Origin of the sequence: Streptomyces sp. NPDC004126, from assembly GCF_050275515.1 — a bacterium.
Taxonomy (GTDB): Bacteria; Actinomycetota; Actinomycetes; order Streptomycetales; family Streptomycetaceae; genus Streptomyces.
In genome coordinates this window covers 35,260-54,021 of the sequence record NZ_JBNNPF010000043.1, presented here as the reverse complement: position 1 = coordinate 54,021, position 18,762 = coordinate 35,260, and the positions used below count along the sequence as shown (strand labels likewise).

Annotated in this window: 17 protein-coding genes; 7 read left to right on the top strand and 10 right to left on the bottom strand. The window is 71.5% G+C overall.

Annotated features, from left to right (window positions below; genetic code table 11):
• Positions 1-6: 6 nt before the first annotated feature.
• Complete coding sequence (locus ACQKM2_RS31040; protein ID WP_427715567.1) at positions 7-972, bottom strand: immunity 49 family protein; 966 nt, start codon at positions 970-972, stop codon at positions 7-9.
• A gap of 122 nt (positions 973-1,094) precedes the next feature.
• Positions 1,095-1,610 (bottom strand): EF-hand domain-containing protein, encoded by a 516-nt coding sequence (locus ACQKM2_RS31035; RefSeq protein WP_427715565.1) that lies wholly within the window; start codon positions 1,608-1,610, stop codon positions 1,095-1,097.
• A gap of 291 nt (positions 1,611-1,901) precedes the next feature.
• Here ACQKM2_RS31035 and ACQKM2_RS31030 point away from each other — a divergent pair, with 291 nt between their 5' ends.
• Both ACQKM2_RS31030 and ACQKM2_RS31025 read left to right on the top strand, forming a co-directional pair.
• A complete protein-coding gene (locus ACQKM2_RS31030) occupies positions 1,902-2,480 on the top strand; it encodes a sigma-70 family RNA polymerase sigma factor (protein WP_007265652.1) in 579 nt (192 codons plus the stop codon).
• On the top strand, positions 2,477-3,703 hold the full coding sequence (locus tag ACQKM2_RS31025) for a zf-HC2 domain-containing protein (protein WP_427715562.1): 1,227 nt from the start codon (positions 2,477-2,479) through the stop codon (positions 3,701-3,703). The genes ACQKM2_RS31030 and ACQKM2_RS31025 overlap by 4 nt, the downstream gene beginning before the upstream one ends.
• A gap of 72 nt (positions 3,704-3,775) precedes the next feature.
• Here the strand turns inward: ACQKM2_RS31025 and ACQKM2_RS31020 are convergent, their stop codons facing one another.
• The 4 genes from ACQKM2_RS31020 to ACQKM2_RS31005 form a co-directional block, all read right to left on the bottom strand.
• On the bottom strand, positions 3,776-5,023 hold the full coding sequence (locus tag ACQKM2_RS31020) for a transglycosylase family protein (RefSeq protein ID WP_427715560.1): 1,248 nt from the start codon (positions 5,021-5,023) through the stop codon (positions 3,776-3,778).
• A 142-nt stretch (positions 5,024-5,165) separates the two neighbouring features.
• Positions 5,166-6,809, bottom strand: coding sequence for a CHAP domain-containing protein (locus ACQKM2_RS31015; protein ID WP_427715558.1), 1,644 nt, complete (start codon positions 6,807-6,809; stop codon positions 5,166-5,168).
• A gap of 219 nt (positions 6,810-7,028) precedes the next feature.
• Complete coding sequence (locus ACQKM2_RS31010) at positions 7,029-7,307, bottom strand: hypothetical protein (protein WP_427715556.1); 279 nt, start codon at positions 7,305-7,307, stop codon at positions 7,029-7,031.
• Between the two features lie 309 nt (positions 7,308-7,616).
• Positions 7,617-9,305, bottom strand: coding sequence for a class I adenylate-forming enzyme family protein (locus tag ACQKM2_RS31005; protein ID WP_427715553.1), 1,689 nt, complete (start codon positions 9,303-9,305; stop codon positions 7,617-7,619).
• 153 nt (positions 9,306-9,458) lie between these two features.
• Here ACQKM2_RS31005 and ACQKM2_RS31000 point away from each other — a divergent pair, with 153 nt between their 5' ends.
• The 5 genes from ACQKM2_RS31000 to ACQKM2_RS30980 all read left to right on the top strand — a co-directional run bounded on the left by ACQKM2_RS31000 (position 9,459) and on the right by ACQKM2_RS30980 (position 14,100).
• On the top strand, positions 9,459-10,652 hold the full coding sequence (locus tag ACQKM2_RS31000; RefSeq protein WP_427715550.1) for an amidohydrolase family protein: 1,194 nt from the start codon (positions 9,459-9,461) through the stop codon (positions 10,650-10,652).
• A 1-nt stretch (position 10,653) separates the two neighbouring features.
• Positions 10,654-11,808 (top strand): acyl-CoA dehydrogenase family protein, encoded by a 1,155-nt coding sequence (locus ACQKM2_RS30995; RefSeq protein ID WP_427715548.1) that lies wholly within the window; start codon positions 10,654-10,656, stop codon positions 11,806-11,808.
• A gap of 6 nt (positions 11,809-11,814) precedes the next feature.
• On the top strand, positions 11,815-12,723 hold the full coding sequence (locus ACQKM2_RS30990; protein WP_427715546.1) for an acyl-CoA dehydrogenase family protein: 909 nt from the start codon (positions 11,815-11,817) through the stop codon (positions 12,721-12,723).
• A 310-nt stretch (positions 12,724-13,033) separates the two neighbouring features.
• Positions 13,034-13,495: an ATP-binding protein gene (locus ACQKM2_RS30985; RefSeq protein WP_427715544.1), complete on the top strand. Its 462-nt coding sequence runs from the start codon at positions 13,034-13,036 to the stop codon at positions 13,493-13,495.
• A 185-nt stretch (positions 13,496-13,680) separates the two neighbouring features.
• On the top strand, positions 13,681-14,100 hold the full coding sequence (locus ACQKM2_RS30980) for a hypothetical protein (RefSeq protein WP_427715542.1): 420 nt from the start codon (positions 13,681-13,683) through the stop codon (positions 14,098-14,100).
• On the opposite strand, the gene ACQKM2_RS30975 is transcribed toward ACQKM2_RS30980, so the two are convergent.
• The 4 genes from ACQKM2_RS30975 to ACQKM2_RS30960 all read right to left on the bottom strand — a co-directional run bounded on the left by ACQKM2_RS30975 (position 14,101) and on the right by ACQKM2_RS30960 (position 18,417).
• On the bottom strand, positions 14,101-14,994 hold the full coding sequence (locus ACQKM2_RS30975; protein ID WP_427715541.1) for an immunity 49 family protein: 894 nt from the start codon (positions 14,992-14,994) through the stop codon (positions 14,101-14,103). It abuts the gene before it with no gap.
• Positions 14,970-15,827 (bottom strand): immunity 49 family protein, encoded by an 858-nt coding sequence (locus ACQKM2_RS30970; protein ID WP_427715538.1) that lies wholly within the window; start codon positions 15,825-15,827, stop codon positions 14,970-14,972. Before ACQKM2_RS30970 ends, ACQKM2_RS30975 begins: the two co-directional genes overlap by 25 nt.
• Position 15,828: 1 nt before the next feature.
• Positions 15,829-16,224, bottom strand: coding sequence for a hypothetical protein (locus ACQKM2_RS30965; protein ID WP_427715537.1), 396 nt, complete (start codon positions 16,222-16,224; stop codon positions 15,829-15,831).
• A 120-nt stretch (positions 16,225-16,344) separates the two neighbouring features.
• Positions 16,345-18,417, bottom strand: a complete 2,073-nt coding sequence (locus ACQKM2_RS30960; protein ID WP_427715535.1) for a hypothetical protein — start codon at positions 18,415-18,417, stop codon at positions 16,345-16,347.
• Positions 18,418-18,762 lie beyond the last annotated feature (345 nt).

The following is an 18,762-nucleotide window of genomic DNA, read 5'->3' as shown; positions in this document are numbered from 1 at the left end:
GGGCCGCTACTTGGCGACCCAGCCGCCCAGCCCGTTGACCTGGGTCCGGCCGGCCAGGCGCATCGCGTCGGTGAAGCCGAGCAGCTCGGGCGGCAGGTAGCCGGAGCGGACGCCGAGCTCCCACTGGTGCGTCTGGACCGCGAGGGCGGCCAGCGCCAGCGGGCCGAGCGGCAGCAGGGTCCGGGGCGCGGGGTCCGGCTCGGCCTCCGCGCCCGCGCGGTGGGCGGCGAGCCGGTCCGCGAGGGCGCTCTCGAAGGCCGCCCGGTCGTCGTCGAGGAGTACGCGCAGCAGCCGCTGGTCCGCGGTCAGCGGGCCGGCGGCGTCCAGGGCGGCGGCCGCCGCGGCGCGCGCGGCGGCGTCCGGCTTGCACAGGGGTACGGTCGGCCAGTCGCTGGGCCGGTGGCCGGTGCTCTCGGCGAGGTAGCCGCACAGGGCGTCCATCGCGGCGAGGTCCCCGGGCTCGGAGTGCGAGGCGTGGGGCGAGTACGGCACCCCGTCGCGGAGGGCGGGCGCGTAGTCGTTCCGCAGCAGCAGGCCGATGACCTTCTGCCAGTCCCACACCAGGCCGCTGACCACGCTGGTCTCGAACGCGTCGAGCCAGGTCCGGGCGGTGGGGGCGGCGGTGACGGCGCCGCGGAAGTCGAGGTCGTCGCTGCTGAGGGTCTCGCCGATCAGCGGGAGCGGGACCTCCTGGTCGCCGCCCGGGAAGCAGCCGATGCTCAGGGCGCCCATGGCGCACTCCGCGGCGGTGTGCAGCGCGGTGCGCGGCCCCTCGCCGAGCCGTCCGCCCTCCGTGGTGCAGGCGGCGACGTGGTCGAGGATCTCCTCGGACAGGCTCCACAGCCGCTCGGGGGACGGGTCGCACTCCAGGCGGGCGTGGCGCATCAGGGTCCGCAGGACGATGTCCTGGAGGGCCGCGGACGTCCGCTCCCCGCCCACCGAGTGCCGTGCCACTTCTCGTACTTCCTGCATGCCGAGCCGCCTCCCGTGATCGTTCCGGCCGGTGGCGGCACGCTATCAGCGCGCTCGGACAGCGCCCGGGGGGACGGCCCCGGGCGGGTGCCGGGCGGGTGCCGGGGCCGGGGGCCCGGGGCTCAGGCGTCGGGGTCGACGCCGCAGTAGCCGGCGAAGGCCTTGAGGATCTCGTCCTCCGAGATGCGGCCGTCGCCGTCCGCGTCCAGGGCCGCCGCGACCTGGGCGGCCAGGGCGGGTTCGGTGCCGAGGACGCGCAGCACGCGGGCCGCCGCCGCGGGGCTCGCACCGGCGCCGTCCCCGTCCGCGACGGCGATCACGGCGTGCAGGAACGGACGGGCGATCTCCGCGAACCGCTCCGGGTTGTCCCGCAGCCGCTTCGCCGCGCCCGTGACGAACTCCTCGCGGGAGACGCGCTGGTTGCCGTTCACGTCGGCGATCCCGGCCATACCCTGCCAGAACGCCTCGGCGCCGTTGAAGACGGCCTGGCCCTTCTCCGAGCGTGCGGCCGTACCGAATTCGGCCAGCACGGCCTTCGCCGCCGTGCTGAAGTCCTCCCGGTCGATATAGCCGGACCCGTCCTGGTCGAAGGTGGCGAATCGGGCGGCGATCTTGCGCTCGTACTCTGCGCTGTCCATGTTCGGCGTTCCGCCTTCACGTGTGCGTTGGGGCTGCGGTCGGGGTTCAGATCAAGACAGGCAGGAGCGTAAGGCTTTCGTGGCCTGCGCGTTAAGCGAAGCGGTCAAGGAGGTGGCCGCATCGAACCCGCGCACGGGGAGCGCGCCGGGGCGCGTACGCGTGTGCCAACGCGCTGACCCGGGCGGGCCCTAGCACGGCGGTCGCACGTGCGGGGGGAGGTTCCCGCAAAACCGGCGCGTTCCGTCCGTTGCCCACTACATTTGACGGGTCGACACACGGTTGGAGGCACGATGGCGAAGGACGTTCCACCGCGCTGGGACCGTCGCATGCAGCAGCGCCTCGCCCGCGGTGAGGCCGCGGCGCTCGGGGAGCTCTACGACCGCTTCGCCTCGCTGGTCCACAGCCTGGCCCACCGGGTCCTCGGCGACGAGAAGGCCGCCGACCGGATCACCCGCGAGGTCTTCGGCTACATCTGGGAGAACCCGGACGCCTACGACCCCAAGCAGGGCTCCATGCGCTCCTGGGTCGCCCGGATCACCCAGGGCCAGGCCGTCGCCCGGCTGCGCCAGGCCGAACTGGGCCGCGGTTCGCGCGAGGAACTGGAGCAGAAGGTGCGCAGCGCCAACGCGGCCGCCCGCGCGGACTACATCGTCACCTCCATGCCCGCGCCGTTGCGGGCCGCCCTGGAGCTGGCGTACTTCAAACGCCGCGACTACCGCCAGGCCGCCGCCGACCTGCAGATCAGCGAGGACGAGGCACGGCGCAGGCTGCGGCTCGGCCTCCAGCTGCTGTCGACCGCCAACGTCCTCCCCCGGGAGGACACCGCCCCGCCCGGATACGGCCCACGCGGATACGGAACGCCCCGATGACAGGACCCTCCGAAGACACCCCGGACGACGCGTACGAGCAGCGGGCGGGCGGTCGCGCACGGATACCGGGTCCCCGCGCGGCCGGTGACGACCTGGACGCCCCCGAGACGCTGCCGCCCGCACCGCCCTCGCACGCCGTGCTGAAGTCACTGCTCGGCGCGTGGGCGCTCGCCGCCTGTTCCGCGGAGGAGACCCAGGCCGTCGAGGACCACCTCACCGAGTGCGCGCCCTGCGCCGAGGAGGCGCTGCGGCTGCGCGACGCGGTGGGCCTGCTGCATCCGGAGGAGAGCCTCGACCTCAAGCCGCTGCTGCGTTCGCGGGTGCTGGAGGACTGCCTGGGCAAGCGGCCCGCCCGCATCCCCGTGCCGGTGTGGGCGACCCCGTACGACACCGAGACGGCGCGGCTCGACGCGCTGCTTCGGGACTTCGGCGACTCGGAGTGGCACACCCCGGTGCGGCTGAAGTGGTTCGAGGAGGAACGGCGGCGCTCGCACCGCACGACGGTCGCGGGGGTGATCGGGCACCTGCTCACGGTGGACGGGATGATCGCGACCGCGCTGGGGCTGGACGACCCGCTGGGTCCCGAGGCGCCGCCGGGCGGCCCGGCCGACCGTACCGAGCACTTCTGGAACTCCTCCCCCTACCCGGTCACCCGCAAGGTCCGCGAGCCCTGGCGGGCCCAGGGGCACACGCTGGTCCGGACGGTCTCCTTCGCGGGCCGGGGCGTGGCCGAACTGTCCGTGGACTACGGCGGGTTCGCGCTGCCGCTGGGGGACGCCTTCCTGGAGCGGGCCTTCGAGTGCTGGGTGCACGCCTGGGACATCGCGGAGGCGGTGGACTACCCGTACGAGCCGCCCTCGGGGCCGCACCTGCACCGGATGATCGACCTCGCCGCCCGGCTGCTGCCCGGAGCCCTGGCGGGCCGGCGTCGTTCGGGGCTGGCGGCGCCGGCGCGCGGCCTGGTCGCGGCGGGCGCTCCGGGCCGGACCCTGCACCTGGAGATCGAGGGCGCGGGCGGTGGCGGCTGGGACATCGCCCTGGACTCCCCGGCGGCGAAACCGTCGCGGGAGCACACGGTGGCGGAAGTCGCTCTGGACGGACTGGAGTTCTGCCAGCTGGCCGCCGGCCACATCTCCCCGGAGGAGGCCGCGGTCGGCCAGACCGGCGACCGGGAGGCCATCCGCGACGTGCTCTTCGCGGCGGCGTCGCTGAGCCGGCTGTAGCAACACGCGCGGGTACGCGGCTCCGGTGGTCCGGAGCCGCGTACGCGGGGTGCTGCCGGGGTGGTCAGACGGTCAGGCGGTCGGCAGGCCGGTGATGAGGGCGGCCGGGACGCTGACGACGTCGTTGAAGCTGAGCTTGCCGGGGCCGAACTCGTCGGCGGTCATGGCCCGCTTCTTGCCGCCGGTGACCTGCCAGACGGTCGCGTCGCCCTGGGCGAGGAGCATGGTGCCGTCGGCGGGGGCGGTCTTGGCGACGGCGGTGCCGAGCCAGGTGCCGGGGATGGTCTCCAGGGGGCGCTTGTCGTAGCCGAGGCCGGTGAAGTCGGCCCAGGTCAGCGAGACGGCCTTGCCGCCGGCCATCACGTAGATGGTGGGGTCGTCGGCCTTCTTGACGACGGTGCCGTTGGCCAGCTGCTTCGCGGCGGCGGCGGCCAGCCAGCTGGTCGGGACGCCCATCTCGGGACGCTGATTGTAGCCGTTGGCGGTCCACTCGGCGGCCGAGATCGGCACGGCGGTGCCGTTGACCATCACGTAGCGGGCCGGGCCGCCGGACTGGTCCATGACCACGGTGCCGTTGGCCGGAGCCTTCGCGGCGGCGGCCTGCAGCCAGGCGGTCGGCACGCCCATGTCCGGGAGGGCGTTGTAGCCGTTCGCGGTCCAGTCGCCGGCGCCGATGTGCAGGGCCGCCCCGGCGATGATCACGTACCGGCTCGCGCCGCCCGCCTGGTCGTGGACGACCGTGCCGGCGGGAGGGGAGGCGGGCAGGGCGTTGAACGCCGAGTCCTCGATCAGCACGATCTTGGACAGGTCGTAGTGGTCAGGCGTGACGTCCGAGCCGGCGACCGGGACGCCCGCACCCTTGATCATGACCTTGACGGCGGGGCCGTTCGGGGACTTCACGAGGGTGCCGTCGGCGAGCGAGGACGGGCTCGGGTAGGTGGGGCCCGACGGGTACGGGTCGGCGTGGTCGTAGGCCAGGCCGGCGGCCGAGCCGCAGCTGCCCCAGGCGCCCGCGCCCTGGCCGGCGAGGATCTTCTCCGCGATCAGGATCTGCTGCTGCTTGGTGGCCTGGTGCGGGTAGGCGGCGTAGGTGCGTCCGCCGAAGGCGTCCCAGGTGCTCTTGAGTATCTGGAGGCCGCCGTAGTAGCCGTTTCCGGTGTTGATGCTCCAGTTGTCGGTGCTCTCGCAGTGCGCCACCTTGTCCCAGGTGGCGACCGAGGCGGCCGAGGCGCTGGTGCTCGTGGCGAGCGGGGCGGCGATGGCGAGGAGGGCGGTGGCGGTGGTGAGGAGTACGGACTTCTTGCGGGCGGCGGAGCGCATGACGGTGTCCTCGGAAGGTCTGGGGCGGCGGCGGGGCGACGGGCCGGCGGGGAGGCGAGGGCCCCGGCCGCCCGGCCGGCGGGGGCCGGGCGGCTCGGGGATGGTGCTCAGGCGGTGCTGCTCAGGCGGTGCCGAGGGACCGTCAGACGGCCGGCGGGGTGGTCGGCGTGGCGGTCGGCAGGCCGGTGATGAGGGCGGCCGGGACGCTGACGACGTCGTTGAAGCTGAGCTTGCCGGGGCCGAACTCGTCGGCGGTCATGGCCCGCTTCTTGCCGCCGGTGACCTGCCAGACGGTGGCGTCGCCCTGGGCGAGGAGCATGGTGCCGTCCGCCGGGACCGCCTTGGCGACGGCCGTGCCCAGCCACTCACCCGGGATGGTCTCCAGGGGGCGCTTGTCGTAGCCGAGGCCGGTGAAGTCGGACCAGGTCAGCGAGACGGCCTTGCCGCCGGCCATCACGTAGATGGTGGGGTCGTCGGCCTTCTTGACGACGGTCCCGTTGGCCAGCTGCTTCGCGGTCGCGGTGGTCAGCCAGTTCGTCGGGACGCCCATCTCGGGACGCTGGTTGTAGCCGTTGGCGGTCCACTCCGCCCCCGAGATGTGGATGGCGGTGCCGTTGACCACCACGTAGCGGGCCGGGCCGCCGGCCTGGTCCATGACCACGGTGCCGTTGGCCGGAGCCTTCGCCGCGGCGGCCTTCAGCCACTCGCCGGGGACGCCCATGAGGGTCATCTCGTTGTACTTGTAGGCGTTCCACTCGGGCTCGGTGATGTGCAGGGCGGCGCCCTCCACCATCACGTAGCGGGCCGGGTCCTTGCCGGTCTGGTCCATGACGACCAGGCCCGTGGTGACCTGCCGCTGCGCGGCGGTCTTCAGCCAGGCGGTCGGGACGCCCATGTCCGGGCGCTGGTTGTAGCCGGCGGCGGCCCAGTCGTCGGCGCCGATCTTCAGGGCCGCACCGTCGATGATCACGTACCGCTCGGCGCCGCCGGCCTGGTCGTGGACCACCGTGCCCGACGGCGGGGCGCTCGCCAGCGAGCGGAACGCCGACTCGTCGATCAGCACGATCTTGCTGAGGTCGTACTTGTCCGGCGTGACGTCGGAGCCGGCGACGGGCACGCCGGCGCCCTTGATCATGACCTTCACGGCGGGGTCGTTGGGCGACTTGACCAGGGTTCCGTCCGCCAGCGAGGCGGGGTTCGGGTAGGACGGCGCGTTGGAGCCGGCCGGGGAGATGTAGCCGCTGATCCGCTGGCCCCAGGGGGAGGAGCCCACCTGCCAGTTGGTGGTGCTGTTGGTGCTGACGTGGCCGGGGTAGCCGCCCTGGTTGCCGCCGGTGATGGTGACGGTGTTGCCGGAGATCCCGGTGACGATGGCCACGTGATCGTCCGAGTAGCCGCCGCCGTGGTTGTAGACGACCGCGTCGCCGACGTGCGGGGTGTTCGAGAGGGTGCCGTACTTGACGCCGTAGTCGTAGAAGCTGTCCGCGAGGTCGTTCAGCGTCGACAGGCCGGTGACCCCGTTGCGGGCCCAGACCCAGCCGGCGAAGTCGGCGCACCAGGCGTGGTCTCTCTGGCCGTTGTAGCAGCTGCTGTTCTGGTTCGGGCCGCCGACGTAACCGCCGTGGGCACAGGCGCCGTTGCCGTTCTCGGTGCGGGCCGTCGCGGCGATGCCGTCGGTGAGCGCCGAGGCGCTGGCCGGGGACACGAAGACCATGGTGGCGGCGGTCGCGGCGAGGGCCGAGGCGGAGGCGACGCGGATGGCGGTGGCCTTGAGGTTCTTGGGCATGGCTGAGCTCCTGTGGACGTGGAGGTACGTGTGATGGCGCCGCGTGCTCGTGCCGCGGGCAGGCCTGGTCGAGGCCGGAAGGACGGGGGCGCGCACCGTGGTGCCGTGCCGGTGGACGGCTGCCCTGCAGGAACAGCGGTCGTGGGAACCGGGCGGACGGTAGGGGGCGCGGAAGGGTGGTGCAGGGGTGGTGCGGGTGGTGTGGGGTGGTGCGGTGGGTCAGTTGGGGATCAGGGGGCCCATCGAGTAGTGGCGGGCCGCACCCGTCCCGAGGACGGACGCGAGGAGGGCGCGGGCCTTCTCGTGGGCCCGGGCGTCGTTCTCGGCCCGGACGAACAGGGCCACGCTCATCCCCTCCGGGAGGGGGCGCACCCGTACGTGTTCGAGGGCGTGCTGCGGGCCGGCGTGGGCCCAGAGGGCGTCCTGGAGGAGGCTCGCCCCGCTCTCCGTACCCGGTGCCCCGGTGTGGCTGATCAGGGGCAGGCGGACCAGGAGCATGCCGCTCAGTCCCACCCGATGGAGCGGTCCGCGGCGTTGCGGATCGCGGCGGTGCGGAGCGCGGTGAGCTGAGCGGTTCTGGACATGGCGGTGCCCCCTGGCGATGGCTGCTGCGGTGGATCCGGAAGGCGGCTGTCCGGGCTCCGGGGGTGGTCGTCGCCCCCGTGGCCCCGGCTTCGGGATTTCGTTCCCGCCGCCGTTCCGGTGATCACCATCCTGCTCGGCCGCCGAGGGCCCGGGAAGGCTTGCGGCCCGGCACCAAGAGGCCTGACACCTTGGTGTCAGGCCCCGCTGGATTCCGGCTCGCGCTCAGCTGTAGCGCTCGCGCAGCCGGTACTTCAGGACCTTGCGCAGGGCGTCGTTGCGGGGCAGTGCGTCGACCAGTTCCAGCTGCTCGGGCAGCTTGTGCGGGGAGAGCCCCTGGGCGCGCAGGTACGCGGTGACCTGGGGCAGGGTGAGGGGGGCGGCGCCGGGCGGCTGCTCGACGACGGCGCAGACGCGTTCGCCGCGTTCCTCGTCGGGCAGGCCGATGACGGCGGCGTCGGCGACCCCGGGGAGCTGGTGGAGGAGGTCCTCGACCTCCTTCGCGGAGATGTTCTCGCCCTTGCGGATGATCACGTCCTTGCTGCGTCCGGTGAGGACCAGGTGGCCGGAGGGGGTGAGGTGGCCGAGGTCGCCGGTGATCAGGTAGCCGTCGGCGTCGAAGGTCTCCCCGTCGGTCTCCGGACGGTTCAGGTAGCCCTGGCAGACGGCCTCGCCGCGCAGCCGGACCTCGCCGTCGGTGCCGGCGGGCAGGGGGGTGCCGTCGGGGGCGGTGATGCGGATGGACATGCCCTGCGGGGGGCGGCCCTCGGTGGTGGCGAGGTTCTCCGGGGTGTCGTCCGGGGAGCCCATGGTGATCATCGGGACTTCGGTCATGCCGTAGCCGTGGGTGAGCTGGCAGCCGAGCTCGCGCACGACGGCGTGGTAGATCTCCGGGGGCTTGGGGGCGCCGCCGCCGGCGAGCAGGCGCAGGCTCGGGAGGAGCCTCACCGAGGGGTCCTTGCGCTGTTCGGCGAGGAACATGGAGTAGAAGGCGGTGGAGCCGCCGGCGACGGTGACCCCGTGGCGGCGGTAGCCCGCGAGCGCGTCCGGCATCGCGAACTTCTCGAAGAGGACGGCGGGGAAGCCGTACAGCAGCAGCATCACCGTGTAGTCCGGCCCGGCTATGTGCGCGTAGGGGAAGGCCATCGAGCCGACGTCGGCCGGGGTCAGGCGCAGGGCGTGGGCGAGGCAGGAGCCGCCGGCGATGAGGGAGCGGTCGGTGTGCAGGACGCCCTTGGGGTCGGAGGTGGTGCCGGAGGTCCAGTAGATCCAGCGGACGGAGGTGCCGTCGGCGGGCGGCGGGGGCAGCACGGCCGGGTCGCCGTCGGGGAGGTTCGCGTACGCCTCGAAGACGCCGCGGGCGCCGAGCCGGTGGGCCATGGCGGTGTGGTCGAAGCCGCGCCAGAAGCCGGGTACGGCGAAGAACTCGGCCTTGGACTCGCGCAGCGCGAAGCCGACCTCGCGGTCGCGGTAGAAGGGGATCACCGGGGACTGGACGGCGCCGAGCCGGGCGAGGGCGGCGGACAGCAGGACGGTCTCGATGCGGGTCGGGAGCTGCCAGGCGACGACGGTGCCGGGGCGTACGCCCATGCCGTACAGGCCCGCGGCGACGCGTTCGGCGCGGTCGCGGAGGGCGCCGAAGGTGAGGGTGCGGTCGGTGGACCCCTGCTCGGCGGACCCCTGCTCGGTGGCGGGCTGCTCGGCGGCCTCGATGAGGACGGTGGCGGCGGGGGTGAGGGCGGCGCGGCGGGCGATCAGCTCCCAGAGGGTGGCGGACCGGCCGAGGTCGGTGGCGGTCGCGTCGTCCGCCGCGGCCCTGGCCGTGTCCGCCGTGGCCCTGGCCGTTCCCGCGGCCGTGTTCGTGGCCGTGGCCGTGTCCGTGGTCGCTCCCGCCGCCGTTTCCGTGGTCGTCATCGCGGACCTCCCTGGGGCGTGCCGGCCGGGCGCCAGCTGACGGTTAGTCAGATCAAGGGCAGAGCGTAGGGCTCCGATGCTTGTCGGTCCAGGGGTGCCGGGGCTAGCTTGTTTCTGACGATGCATCAGATTGGGGAGAAGGAGCGCGCGCCCATGGCACTGGAACTGCCTCGGATCATCAGCGTCGACGACCACGTGATCGAGCCCGCCCACCTCTTCGACGTGTGGCTGCCCGCGAAGTACCGCGACCGCGGCCCCAAGGCCCTCACCGCCGGGATCGGGGAGCTGCAGTACACCGGCGGCAAGTACGTGATCTCCATGGACCCCGACGGCCCGCCCACCGACTGGTGGATCTACGAGGACCTGAAGTTCCCGTACAAGCGCAACATCGCCGCCGTCGGCTTCGACCGCGACGACATGACCCTGGAGGGCATCACCCGGGAGGAGATGCGCCGCGGCTGCTGGGATCCCAAGGCGCGGCTCCTCGACATGGACCTCAACCACGTCGAGGCCTCCCTCTGCTTCCCGACCTTCCCGCGCTTCTGCGGGCAGACCTTCGCCGAGGCCAAGGACAAGGAGGTGGCGCTGGCCTGCGTGCGCGCGTACAACGACTGGATGGTCGAGGAGTGGTGCGGCGACAGCGGCGGCCGGCTGATCCCGCTGTGCATCATCCCCCTCTGGGACATCGGCCTCGCCGTCGCCGAGATCCGCCGCAACGCCGCCCGCGGGGTCCGGGCCGTCACCTTCTCCGAGATCCCCACCTACCTGGGGCTGCCCTCCATCCACTCCGGGTACTGGGACCCCTTCTTCGCCGTCTGCCAGGAGACCGGCACGGTCGTCAACATGCACATCGGGTCCTCCTCCCAGATGCCCGCCGCCTCCCCCGACGCGCCGCCCGCCGTCCAGGCCTCGCTGAGCTTCAACAACGCCATGGCCTCGATGATGGACTTCCTCTTCAGCGGGGTGCTGGTCAAGTTCCCGACGCTGAAGCTCGCCTACAGCGAGGGCCAGATGGGCTGGATCCCGTACGCCCTGGAGCGCGCCGACGACGTCTGGCAGGAGCACCGCGCCTGGGGCGGGGTCCGCGACCTCATCCCCGAGCCGCCGTCCACGTACTACTACCGGCAGATCTACTGCTGCTTCTTCCGCGACAAGCACGGCATCGCCTCGCTCGACGTCGTCGGCCGCGACAACGCCACCTTCGAGACCGACTACCCGCACGTCGACTCGACCTTCCCGCACACCAAGGAGGTCGCCCTCGACCACGTCAAGGGCCTCGACGAGGAGACCGTCTACAAGCTGATGCGCGGCAACGCCATCCGCATGCTCGGCCTGGACCTGGTCTGACATGGACCTCTCCCACACCGAGGAGGAACGGGACTTCCGCGCCCGGCTGCGCGAATGGCTCGCCAAGGTGCTGCCCGAGCTGCCCGCCAAGCCCTCGCCCGACGACTGGCCCGGCCGGCGCGCCTACGACCTGGGCTGGCAGCGGCGGCTGTACGACGCCGGGTACGCGGGCCTGCACTGGCCCGTCGACGCCGGCGGGCGCGGCGCCACCCCGACCCAGCACCTGATCTTCCTGGAGGAGACCGAGCGCGCCGGCGCCCCGTACGTCGGCGCGAACTTCGTCGGCCTGCTGCACGCGGGACCGACCATCGCCGCCGAGGGCACCCCCGAGCAGCGGGCGCGCTGGCTGCCGCCCGTACTGCGCGGGGACGAGGTGTGGTGCCAGGGCTTCAGCGAGCCCGGCGCCGGCTCCGACCTGGCCTCCCTGCGCACCCGCGCGGTGCGCGACGGGGACGCGTACGTGGTCACCGGCTCCAAGATCTGGACCTCGCACGCCGAGGTCGCCGACTGGTGCGAGCTGCTGGTGCGCACCGACCCGGCCGCGCCCAAGCACCGTGGGATCACCTGGCTGGCGATGCCGATGGACGCGCCGGGCGTCACGGTCAGGCCGCTGCGCACGCTCGCGGGGTCGGCCGAGTTCGCGGAGGTGTTCCTGGACGAGGTCCGGGTTCCCGCGGCGAACCGGGTCGGCGCCGAGAACGACGGCTGGCGGGTCACGATGGTGACCCTGTCCTTCGAGCGCGGCACCGCTTTCGTCGGGGAGGTCGTCGCCTGCCGGCGGACGCTGGGCGCGCTGGCCCGGGCCGCGCAGGAGAACGGCCGCTGGGACGACCCGGTGCTGCGGCGCCGGCTGGGGCGGCTGTACGGGGAGTTCGGGGCGCTGTGGCGGCTCACGCAGTGGAACGTCAGCGAGGCGCAGGGCTCGGGCGGCGTCCCGGGCACGGGCGGCAGCGTCTTCAAGCTGGCGTACTCGCACGCCCGGCAGGAGCTGTACGAGGCGGCCGCGGAGGTCCTGGGCGCGGAGTCCCTGTCGCTGGAGGAGGACTGGACGGCGGAGCGGCTCTCCTCGCTGTCGTACACCATCGCGGCGGGCACCTCGCAGATCCAGCACAACATCGTGGCCGAGCGGATCCTCGGCCTCCCGAAGGGGCGGTGAGCGGTCGTGGACTTCCGGCTGACGCAGGACCAGCGGGACGTGCGGGCGGGCGTCCGGGAGCTCCTCGCGGGGCGGTACGGGCGCGAGGCGCTGCGGTCGTCGCTGGACCGGGGCGCGGACGTCGACCGGGTGCTCTGGCGGGAGCTGGGGGAGGCGGGCTTCTTCTCCCTCCGGCTGCCGGAGTCCGAGGGCGGGGTGGGGCTCGGCCTGCCGGAGGCGGTGCTCGTCTTCGAGGAGGCCGGGCGGGTGCTGCTGCCCGGGCCGCTGGTGGCCACGCACCTGGCCGCCGGAGTGGTCCCGGGGGCGGCATCGGGCACGGCGGTGGTGACGGCCTTCGACCTGGACGGGCCGCTGGTGGCCCACCTGGGCGGGGCCGACGCCGTGCTGGGGATGCCGGAGGTGCCGGCCGGGGTGCCGGTGCGCTCGGCGGACCCGCTGACCCCGCTGTGGCGTGCCCCGGGCGTGCTCCCGGCCGGGTACCGGGACGCGGGGGCGCTGCTGACGGCGGCGCTCCAGGTCGGGAGCGCGCTGCGGACGGTGGAGCTGGCGGTGCGGTACGCGGGGGAGCGCGAGCAGTTCGGGCAGCCCATCGGGGGCTTCCAGGCCGTCAAGCACCTGTGCTCGGGGATGCTGGTGCGGGCCGAGGTGGCCCGTACCGCGGTCTACGCGGCGGCGGTCACCGGTGACCCGGCGGAGATCGCCGCGGCGAAGCTGCTCGCGGACGGGGCGGCGGTGCGGGGGGCGCGGGACTGCCTCCAGGTGTACGGCGGGATGGGCTTCACGTGGGAGGCGGACGTCCACCTGCACCTGAAGCGGGCCTGGGTGCGGGCGGAGCAGTGGCGCACGGCGGCGGGGGCGGAGGAACTCCTCGCGGAGGCCCTGCTGGCGGAGGCGTCGGCGGGTAGCACCGTGTGATGGAAGGGCACGGGAGGGACGGCGCGGGACGCATGTCCGATTACAGAGAGTTGATATCGGTTTGTGTCCTTCGCCCGGCTCGATGCGGCCCGGAGGCGGGGGCGTGCCGCGATACGCTCCCACGATGCGAGCGGTTGAGCGGCGTGAGCGTCGCACAGTATGCACCACGCCTACTCCTTCGCGCTGGAATATGCCCGAAGCGCTTGTTGTGGTGACTGTATGTCAACCATGCTGCTCGGCACGGGGATCACGGTCGGTGATCCCATCCTGTCGCGAGGCGAAGTGTCCGCCGGTTCGGATGGTGTGAGCGGTGCAGGTGCTTCAGGTACAGCTTGAGGTAGGACCCGACCCCGCCGAGGTCGGCCGGGCGCGCCGGTGGGCGCGGTCCCGGCTGGCCGGCTCGGGGATGGGGGACGACGAACCGCTCGCCGAGACGCTGATCCTGCTGATCTCCGAGCTGGTCACGAACGCGGTCGTGCACACGGGCTGTCCGGCCGTGCTCCGGATGCTGTTCGGGGGGCCGGGCGTACGGGTCGAGGTGGCCGACGCCAGCGACCGCGCCCCGGCCCGGCGGCAGGCCGGCGGCGAGGACACCGGCGGGCGCGGCCTGGAGCTGGTGGACGGCCTCGCGGACCGCTGGGGCTGGCAGCGCGAGGGCGCGGGCAAGCGCATCTGGTGCGAGGTCGACCGTGCGGCGGGCGGGGCGGCGGAGGCTCCAGAGCAGGCTCCGAAAAATTGTGGGCTTATGCGGGAACCGCGCGTGTACCTCTAACGAGGTGTTGACGGTTCGTCACCTGTTGATCACCCTGGTGTTGAGCGATTCGTCGCGAGGGGACGCCAAGGGTCCTGTGCCTTGACGAGTGCGGGTCGTGGGGTGGCGGCTGCCGTGCCGCGCTCGGGGTGTGCACGACCGCACGCCGCCACCCGCAGGTTCCTCCGCCGCATAGGCTCGGCGGCATGGCCGACCTCTACGCCCTTGAACTCGCCCTGGACCTCGACGCCTCCACCCCGGAACCGGTCCTCGCCCTCATCCGGGACCACATGGAGCCGTACGGCGAGGACGCCGGCCACTACGACGAGGACCTGGACGCGTACATACCCCCGCCCTTCAAGGTGCTGGCGGAACGCGGCCCGGCGTACCGCGTCGGCGGCGAGTGCACCGCGCACCTCACCCGCACCCCGACCGGCTGGACCCTCACGGCCCGCCAGGAGGTCCACGCCGAGTCCCTCCCGGACGTGGAGCAGTTCCTCACGGCCCTGACCCCGCACCTCACCACCCCCACGGCCCCCCTGGGCACCCTCCGCTTCTACGAGGACGCCGACCCGGAGCCGATCAGGCTGGACGCGTCGGGGGCGGTCCGGCTACCGGGATGGTGATCACGTACTGATCGTGTCGAACTCGCCGACCCAGCTGCGGGCGACGAGGTGCTTCGGCAGGTACTCGGACTCGACGGTCAGCGGGAATCCGGCGTCGCGGGCCAGACAGGCCATCGCCAGCGGGCCAAGGGCGACGAAGCTGCTGCAGTTGCCGGTGTTCGTGCCTCCGTCCACACGAGTCCAGTACTCCTTGTGCCGCCGGAGCGCATCGGCGAGGGCTTCGTTGAAGCGAACGTGGTCTCCGGTGATGTAGCGCAGGAAGAGGTTCATCGGGGGGTAGATGATCCGCAGTACGAGATCTCGGTCGCCGTCCTCGAGCTCCTCCGGATCGGTACCGTCGAACGCGGCGCTCAGCAGGCCGCCCAGATCGCCACCGCGAAGCCACCAAGTCTGCAAGGCCGAGATCCACGAGTAGATGTACTCGTCGTAGTCGGCACCCGAAGCCCGCAGGACCTCCAGCGGGACCTGAGCCAGCGCGGTCATCCGCTCCTGCTCGCCGCAGGCGATGGTCAGCCAGAAGGCGTTGAGCCAGTTCTCCGCATTGCTGTGGAACTGGGGCCCGGTCGCCCGGATGGTCCGCACCTGGTCCGTGATGCGGCACTTCACCGTGCCGGTCGTCGCGGTGGAGGTGGCGAAGAGGGCGGAGCCGACCTGTGTGGCCGTCACCCATGCCTCCCAGGTGGGCAGGTCGGCCGCACGAGGGTCTTCGCCGCAGTGCGTGAAGGCGGCGAGCAGCGCCGTACCGAAGGCCAGCCTGAAACCCGCCGGCGGCGACTCCAGCCACTCGACGTTCGCCACGGTGCTCTTGTCGAGCTCCTCGGCGCGACCTCCCAGCCCATTGGGCAGCTCATGCCGGGGGACGGGTACGGTCAGGTGGGGAATTCGCCAGCCCATGCGCGTTCCAGCAGGTACTTCGGCAGGTACTCGGACCGGACCTCGATCGGGAAATCCGCGTCATGGGCGAAGCAGGCCATGGCCAGCGGTGCGAGTGCTACGAGGCCGGTGCTCTGCAAGGCGCGGTCCTCGTCGCTCCAGTACTCCTTGTGCCACTGGAGTGCTTCCAGTAGTGCCCTGTTGAAACCGTCGTTGTCGCCGCGAATGATGCGGTGGAACAGCTCCATGGGGGGATAAATGATCTTACCCGTCAGTTCATGGTCGGCGGTGGGGATGACCGAAGGGTCGGTCCCGTCGACTGCGGCGACCAGCTTGCGACCCAGCCCGGAGCCGCCCAGCCAGTAGGTCTGGAGCGTGTCGACCCACGCGTATACATACTCGTCGTACTGGTTGTCGGCCGCGTGAAGCAGGGACAGGGGAATGCGGCACAGCGCGGTCAGTCGTTCTTTCTCGCGGCAGACGGCCGCCAGATAGAAGGCCGTCAGCCAGGCTCCTGCGTCGGCGTAGCGATGGGTGCCCGCCGTCGGCAGTGTCCGGTCCTTGTCCGCGATGCGGCAGGTTACGGACGCTTCGCCCGAGGTGGCTGCGGCGAACAGTGCGGACCCGGTTTGCATGGCGGTCACCCAGGCCTCCCAGGTGGACAGCTCGCCTGACTCCGGGTCCAAGAGGCAGTGAGATTTCGCCAGCGTCAGTGTCAGGCGCAGGGCGTCTCCCAGATCGGAGGGCGGGTCCTCCAGACCGCCGATCAGCCGACCCGCACTTCTGGTCAGCACCGCAAGACCCTCGGCGGCATGTTCCGTGGGGAACGAGTGCCGGGCAACGGTTGCAGTCACCTTATGACTCCTCGAATATCTTGAAGTACTTGAGCTCGGCCCCAGCATACGTTCCGCTGTTCTCGACGGCAGTCACGAGCACGTATTGCAGGGTCTTGTTTTCGATGGCGATACGGATTTCTTCTGCGTATTTGCCGTCCTTCGGTGACGCTATTGCGCGAGTTTCCATGTCGGAAGCGACAGTGCGAACATATCCGAGAGTTCCTTGCTTCACCTGCGTTTTTTCGTCCAGGTCTCCAGCGCCTTGGCGCCATTTGAGGTCGCCATTGGGGGCCTTCGCCTCGACAACCAGAAGATTTCCGTCCTTCGTGCGCCAAAGTTGGTCGAAGCGGCGTGAGCCGTTGGGAGTTTCGGGAAGGTCTGTAATCTCCCTGGCCCCTTCGAACTCCTTCAGCAACAGCATATGGCGTCTGGCGGCCTCCTCGCCCAGCGCTTCGCCGAGTTTGGTGTTGTTCGAGACTCCTCTCCCAGCCCGGTCCGTGAAGGACTCCTTGGCCAGTCGGAGGGCCTCCAGCTTCTACATGATCGGGTCCGCCTGGAACTTGGTCTGAGCCTCCGTGAGTTCCATGCCGGCTCTCCGCCCGTCGGCAACCTTGTCGAGATGCTGGAGGTCGGCGTCGTCCGGTACGGTGCTTCTTCCTCGCTCCAATGGTTCGAGTCGGAACTTCTCGGAGTCGCCAAATGGGAGATCGTCCACGTTCATCCATCCGCCCCCTGGCTTCTTGGTGAGCTGGGGGAGGATCTGGCCGTCGACTTTTCGGTAAATGCTGCGCCGACGCCTGATGTCGTTGTAATTCTTTTCGCGCCAGGCGTCATCGTCGTTGACGAGCCGCACGTGCTCTCGGGAGATGGCGGCCCGTTCCGCAGGTGTCCGCTGCTCAGGCGGTATCGAACGTGCCCGCTCATACTCTGCGGCGTGACGGGAAGCTGCGGTGGGGCCGGAGCCGCCACTACTGCTCTGATGGCTGCCGTTGCCATTCGTTGGGCCGGGGCCGTTGCTCTGGCGGCCTGTGGAGGGGGTTTCGGCGTGGCTGCTGCCGGTGGGGGTGGCGTCGGGGTTGCCGTGGCCTCCGGTGCTGCCGCTGGGTTCGGTGTGGCTGTTGTGTGGGACGGTATCCGCCGTGCCGCCCGGGGTGCGGGTCGTGCCTTCGCCCGGGGTGTGGTTGGTGGCGTCTGTATGACGGGCGCCTCCGCTGACGGTGACTTCCTGCTTCTTCGGGACCTCGGCGAGGGGGTGGTCGGGGCCCTTGGGGACAGCGGTGAGGTCGTGTTTGGGGAGGCCGTTGTGGTCGAGGAGTTGGCCGGTGACCTTGTCGAGGTATTGGGGGCGGCCGAGGGCGTCGTCGGGGAGGCGGGCCGTGTCGTTGGGGTGGGGGAAGGTGACGCCGGGGGCGTCGGCCTTGGGGAGGTTGGTCCAGGTGACGTCGTCGACCTTGGGGAAGGTGCCGTCGGCGGTTTTGCCGAGGTTGGAGAGGAGTTCGCCGATCTTGAGTTTGCTGAAGGTGAGGGATGCGGCTTTGCCGGCTGCTTGGCCGACGTAGGTCATGGGGTCGATGAGGCGTCCGGCTTTGCCCGCGATGCTGATGGTCTTGGCGAGGCCGCCGGTTTTGACTCCGGTGCCGACGCCGCCGGAGAAGATGGTGGTAAGGGCGTTGAAGGTGACGGCGCCGGCGGCGCGGGCGGGGTTCTTGCCCCATTCGTCCCAGGCGACGAGGGCTTTGCCGGTCTCCTTCATGGTGTTGCGGGAGTCGCGGAACCAGGCGGGCATGGCCTTGTCGTCGGCGTTCCAGAAGACGAAGGCGGTGCCGGGGGAGCTGCTGAGGGCGATGCCGGTGGCGAGTTTGGCGAGGCCGGTCCAGGCCTGGCCGGCGGCGGCGGAGCCGTCCCATCCGACGAGGGTGCCCAGGCCGTGGACGGTGCCCACGATGCCGTCCATGATGAGGCCGTCCCAGATGAAGGACTTGGCCCAGTGGCCGACGTCGTACCAGCGGTGGGACTGCTCCAGTTGTGAGCCCCAGGGGACGTCCTGGATCTTGTTGAGGTCGGCGGCGCGGTAGCCGTGCATGCCGTCGGCGTGCGTGCCGTCGTCGACGGTGAGCGCGGGCCGGCCGTACAGGGCGCGGATCTTGCTGGCGCAGGTGCGTTCGGCGGCCCAGAAGGCTTCGGCTGCGGCGTTGACGTCGTGGATCAGGTCGTTGTTCTCGTCGGTCTTCTTCCCGTCGTCCTTCCAGTGGGCGTCGCCCTGGATGGTGTTGGTGAAGGCCGTTGCCTGTGCCTGGAGTTGTTTGAGGCGGGCCACGATGGGGCGGGCTTCGGTGGCGAACTCGCCGAGGGCCTGGGCGGCGACCTCGAGTTGGTCGGCGAAGTAGTCGCTTTCCGTCTGCACCCGGTTGGTGGTGGCGAAGAGCTGGGCGGCCTCCGGTGCGGAGTAGAAGGAGGCCAGGCCCTGGAAGGTGTTGTCGACGTTCGCGCCGGTGTCGCGGAGGGTGGACGCGGCCGCGGCGATGGCCGCGCGGTCCTGCTCCAACGCGTCCAGGTCACCGGTGAACTGAGGAATCGTGCACGGATTGATCGGTATGTGGTCTGCCACTGCTGTCCCGCCCCCCGGCAGATCGATCTACAAGCGGAGCCCTGTCTACCGGCGAGCTGATGCGAACGCAAGATCGACATGCCCGGGAGCGGGTGGCTTCGGCCAGGGGCGGCGGGACGGGGCGGAGGGTGTGGGGGCGGGCTGGGTTTCGCCGCGGTGCAATATCGGCGGGAAGTCGGGGGTGGGCGGCTGGAATTGGGGGGTGGGGTTGGTAGGAGCGTACATAAAGGGCAAGGGGGCGTTGTTTTGGGGTCCGGGGGGTGCTTACGGTGGCGGCGCATTCTCAGCGGGCCGTTGCCGGTACGCCTCCGGCGGGGGTTCGTGATCCTTTGATTCGGGCACAAG

Coding starts and splice junctions, on each gene's coding strand:
- ACQKM2_RS31040 (WP_427715567.1), bottom strand. CDS start 972: ATGCAGGAAGTACGAGAAGTGGCACGGCACTCGGTGGGCGGGGAGCGG.
- ACQKM2_RS31035 (WP_427715565.1), bottom strand. CDS start 1,610: ATGGACAGCGCAGAGTACGAGCGCAAGATCGCCGCCCGATTCGCCACC.
- ACQKM2_RS31030 (WP_007265652.1), top strand. CDS start 1,902: ATGGCGAAGGACGTTCCACCGCGCTGGGACCGTCGCATGCAGCAGCGC.
- ACQKM2_RS31025 (WP_427715562.1), top strand. CDS start 2,477: ATGACAGGACCCTCCGAAGACACCCCGGACGACGCGTACGAGCAGCGG.
- ACQKM2_RS31020 (WP_427715560.1), bottom strand. CDS start 5,023: ATGCGCTCCGCCGCCCGCAAGAAGTCCGTACTCCTCACCACCGCCACC.
- ACQKM2_RS31015 (WP_427715558.1), bottom strand. CDS start 6,809: ATGCCCAAGAACCTCAAGGCCACCGCCATCCGCGTCGCCTCCGCCTCG.
- ACQKM2_RS31010 (WP_427715556.1), bottom strand. CDS start 7,307: ATGCTCCTGGTCCGCCTGCCCCTGATCAGCCACACCGGGGCACCGGGT.
- ACQKM2_RS31005 (WP_427715553.1), bottom strand. CDS start 9,305: ATGACGACCACGGAAACGGCGGCGGGAGCGACCACGGACACGGCCACG.
- ACQKM2_RS31000 (WP_427715550.1), top strand. CDS start 9,459: ATGGCACTGGAACTGCCTCGGATCATCAGCGTCGACGACCACGTGATC.
- ACQKM2_RS30995 (WP_427715548.1), top strand. CDS start 10,654: ATGGACCTCTCCCACACCGAGGAGGAACGGGACTTCCGCGCCCGGCTG.
- ACQKM2_RS30980 (WP_427715542.1), top strand. CDS start 13,681: ATGGCCGACCTCTACGCCCTTGAACTCGCCCTGGACCTCGACGCCTCC.
- ACQKM2_RS30975 (WP_427715541.1), bottom strand. CDS start 14,994: ATGGGCTGGCGAATTCCCCACCTGACCGTACCCGTCCCCCGGCATGAG.